Genomic DNA, 4,116 nt, shown 5'->3' with positions numbered 1-4,116 from the left:
ACGATTAGATTGGATGTAGAAAACTACCTGCTCAATTCTTATCCCTGGCACTTTAACCGGGAAACTATTAAGCACGAATTCAGACAGGTAATTTACGACCCCGATGCCGATCCGGCAACTGTTCGCCGTCAACTGGAACAAATCAAGCGATCGGATTTTGTAGATTTGCTTCAGTCGCGGGGTTTGTTTACCCAAGATGAACTCAATCAAATTGCCGATCGCTTAGAAGAAGTTCGGCAAGAAGTTCTCGCTAGCGTTCAGTATCGGGAGAAGGAAGAAAGAACTCTGGATCTCCGCACGCGAGTAGAAAATTATCTGCGCGATACTCGTTACGAAGATTTGAATTCAGATGCGATTAAACGCGATTTCAAAGCAATTCTCTCAGACTCCGATGCCAGTTATGAAGAGTTGCGCGATCGCTACTCTCAATTTGACCGCGCCGCTTTCTTGCAAATCCTCGGTCAGCGTCCAGAAATAACGCCGGAAGAAAGAGATAGAATTATCGGCGATTTGGAACAAACTCGCGATCGTGCGATCGTGGAAGCCAAAGGTCTGCAAGACCGCGCCAAAGCGGAAGCAGAAGCATTGTGGTTGAATTTGGAATCGTACTTGCGTAACACTGGCAAGGAAGAACTCAATCCCGATGGTATTAAGCGGGATCTGGCTACCTTGTTGAACAATCCCACGGCGGGAACTTACCTGATCCGCGCACGCCTGTCTCGCTTCGATCGCGATACTTTGGTGAAACTGCTCAGTCAGCGCCAAGATTTGAGCGAAGACCAAGTAAATCAAATTATCGATCGCGTCCAATCAACTTGGAATAACGTTTTCCACGCACCGCAAGTTGTGGTTGACAAAACCAAAGAGCAGTACGATCGCGTTACGACCGCGATTAGCGATTACCTGCGGAACACCGGTAAGGAAGAACTCAATCCCGAAGGAATCTCTCGCGATTTAGCCAGACTGTTCAATAATCCTAAAGAAGGTAGTTTGGCTTTACGCTCACGTCTATCTCAGGTCGATCGCGATACCCTGGTGAAGTTGCTCAGTCAACGCCAAGACCTCAGCGAAGAACAGGTCAATCAAATTATCGATCGCGTACAGGATACGATTCGCAGCATCGTGAAAGCGCCTCGCCGCTTCGCGCAACGGACTACAGCCACTGTGCGGGATTTCCAAGCTACTTTGGAAGATTACCTGCGTAATACCGGTAAAGATGCTCTCAATCCAGAAGGTATTAAGCGCGATTTGTCTCTGGTGTTGCACGACCCCCGTACAGGGATGGAGAGTTTGGGCGATCGCCTCGCTCGCATCGACCGCGATACGGTGATATCCTTGCTGTCTCAGCGTCCGGATATTTCTCCAGAGGAAGCCGCTCAAATTGTAGATCGAGTCCTCGCCGTGCGCGATCGGTTTGTGGAACAAGTGCGGAGCGTTCAACGCCAAATTCAAGATGCGATCGACAGCGTTTTTGCCCAAATCCGCAATTACCTCAATTCTCTCGATCGGCCCGAACTCAACTATGATGGCATTAAACGCGATGTTCGTCAGTTGTTTGACGACCCGCAAGCCGGTTTTGACGCTCTGCGCTATCGTTTGAGTCAGTTCAACCGCGATACGCTGGTAGCGATTTTGAGTTCCCGCGAGGATATCTCTGAAGCTGACGCCAATCGCTTGATCGACCAAATCGAAGGCGCTCGCAACAACGTACTGCAACGCGCAGAACGCATTCAGCAAGAAGCGCAGCGACGGGTGGAAGATGTGAAGCGCCAAGCCGCCAAACAAGCCGAAGAAACCCGCAAAGCGGCTGAAAGTGCTTCTTGGTGGTTATTTGGCACCGCGCTTACTTCTGCCGTGGCTTCGGCAATTGCCGGTGCGATCGCTGTAGGCTTGTAAAATTCAACAAATTTTCTCCGCTAACCTCAGATGTAAGCCTCTCCTGCGATACAAGGGAGAGGCTTTTTTTGGTCAGTCGTCATTCTTTCGTGACAATTCCCCGACTTCTATTTGTTCAATCCGCTTAAATCAACAGACAATTAATAATTTAAGGACTACTATTTTCAATATTTTTTTTCTTTAATGGGCTAATTGTTTCAGACAGCGCTCTAAGGATGCTAGCAAAACGGTCGTAGTCTAAGTAAGTTACCATTTGTTCGGATGTTAAAACTTTTTGTAGAGAGTTCCAGTCATCTATAAGAGAACCTACAGATATATCAGGAGTTACGTCAAAGTTGTCCCACACATCGCTATTAATAATCCAATAATAGTCCGTTTCCACATCTATAAAATCAATTTTGTCATCTTTTATTCTTTGAATTAACCGCTTAAAAAATTGCTCCATTTCATCTACTGATATCTGAATTGTCATGGTATTAACCCCCTCTTAAATAATCTAACCCGGTCTTAGTAACCTAAAGTGAAATATTTTTTTCCGCCCACATTCCATCTAATAGCTCTATCTCCACCCATTTACCATCAATCAGTTTCTCTAATTTTCCCCATTGCGGTGTTCCTGTATTTCGACCTATTACTCGAACTGGTGCAATCCAGTCTTGTTGACAGTTTGGTAGGGGGTCGGGAATCACTTTCCAGTCATCCTTAGAAATTCCGTATTCTTGTTCGCAAGATTCTTCTGCATCCTGCCAATTTTGGTAAAAAATATCACCAATTGCAAAACCATCATTGAGTGATGTGCGTGGAAAAGCATATACACCTTCATCAAGTTCAGGTTCGTAAAGAATGACTTGCTCGATCTCTGGATGGTTCTTAGACTCTGCTACTTTCCTCATAGTGCTGACCTGTGTAACTTATCTTCAAATGTCGGATTTTCCGTACTTAGTGTACCAAATGATTAGTTTTTTCGTGTCCTAACTCTTACTTAGCTGGGATTTCAAGGCGATTGTCCCTTCAGAAGCAAGTTGTCATAGGTAAACTAAGGTATAAATAATCTGAAAACCTTACTTAGCAAAGCCTAGAGGACAAATTTAACTTAAGTTAGCACACCTTTGTACGGAAGAACCCGATTTTTTTAGGCAATAGATGCGTAATGACATGATACGATCGACCCTACAACCTGAAAAATAAGTAGTAACTTGCGTTAATCGACAATACGGGCTGATTACCTTTTGAATTGCAGTGAAGATCCCCAAACTACTATATAGCTTTCAAACCCTCACCAGAAGAGGTTTTAGGCTGGCTAGACATCTTGTTATCGTTTTTACTTTATTTACCTGCACCTATTTACTAGCTGGAGTCTTCGAGAGCGCTTTCCCACACTACTTCGCAATCCAATCCGATCGATCTCAAGATCGGGCGGTAGCAGTGAGTGCGATTCCTGGCAGTTTCGTGCTACAGTTGTTGCACGCTTCTGATTTTGAAGCGGGAATTCCCGCTTTAGACGATGCTCCCAGGTTTTCGTCGGTTCTCAACGCACTGCGATCGCAATTTCCCAACCAAACATTAACTTTATCTTCAGGGGACAATTATATTCCCGGCCCCTTTTTGGCTGCTAGCAGCGACCCCAGTCTCAAATCGCTTTTGGGTAGGGAAGATATAGGGCGCGGCGATATTACAATACTCAATGCTATGGGTTTCCAAGCCAGCGTTTTCGGAAACCACGAATTTGACCAAGGTACTAGACAGGTAAGAACTTTAATTGTCAAAGATAAAGCATATCCCGGTACGTCGTTTCCCTATCTCAGTGCTAATTTGAATTTTGCTACGGATAGCAGTCTGCGGGATTTGGTAGTACAGGATAATCAAGCAGCCAGCACTATCCCTAATAGTATTGCCAAAAGTGTTGTAATTACAGTTGGGGCGGAAAGATTCGGTGTTGTTGGTGCGACAACGCCCATGTTGCGTAGTATTTCTACAACTGGAGATGTGGGAGTTTTCCCGCCAAATTCGGCGGATTTAGATGCTTTAGCTGCGATTATTCAAGCATCAGTTGATGCCCTCATTGCACAAGGAATTAACAAAATAATTCTGCTGGCTCATATGCAGCAGTTGGATATTGAAGTAAATTTAGCTGGGCGTTTGCGGGGTGTGGATATAATTGTGGCGGGGGGTTCTCACACGCTGTTATGCGATCGCAACGATCGCCTGCGCGTTGGCGAT

Annotated in this window: 2 protein-coding genes and 2 pseudogenes; 2 read left to right on the top strand and 2 right to left on the bottom strand. The window is 45.4% G+C overall.

Translation table 11 applies throughout. The features are described 5' to 3' along the window. A pseudogene (locus H6S82_RS21565) lies at positions 1–1,896 on the top strand (MFS transporter); the annotation flags it as partial. 148 nt (positions 1,897–2,044) lie between these two features. Here H6S82_RS21565 and H6S82_RS21560 read toward each other — a convergent pair. Beyond that, positions 2,045–2,368 carry a hypothetical protein gene (locus H6S82_RS21560; protein ID WP_190464449.1) on the bottom strand — a complete coding sequence of 108 codons (324 nt, stop codon included), beginning with the start codon at positions 2,366–2,368 and terminating at the stop codon, positions 2,045–2,047. A 43-nt stretch (positions 2,369–2,411) separates the two neighbouring features. Continuing rightward, entirely contained in the window at positions 2,412–2,789 is a 378-nt protein-coding gene (locus H6S82_RS21555) for a hypothetical protein (protein ID WP_190464448.1), read from the bottom strand. Between the two features lie 532 nt (positions 2,790–3,321). On the opposite strand from H6S82_RS21555, the pseudogene H6S82_RS21550 reads away from it, so the two are divergent. After that, a pseudogene (locus H6S82_RS21550) lies at positions 3,322–4,116 on the top strand (bifunctional metallophosphatase/5'-nucleotidase); the annotation flags it as partial.

Origin of the sequence: Planktothrix sp. FACHB-1355 (assembly GCF_014748295.1) — a bacterium.
GTDB classification, from domain to species: domain Bacteria; phylum Cyanobacteriota; class Cyanobacteriia; order Cyanobacteriales; family Aerosakkonemataceae; genus Aerosakkonema; species Aerosakkonema funiforme_A.
The sequence above is the reverse complement of the archived record's forward strand: the minus strand, read 5'-3'. Positions and strand labels throughout refer to the sequence as shown.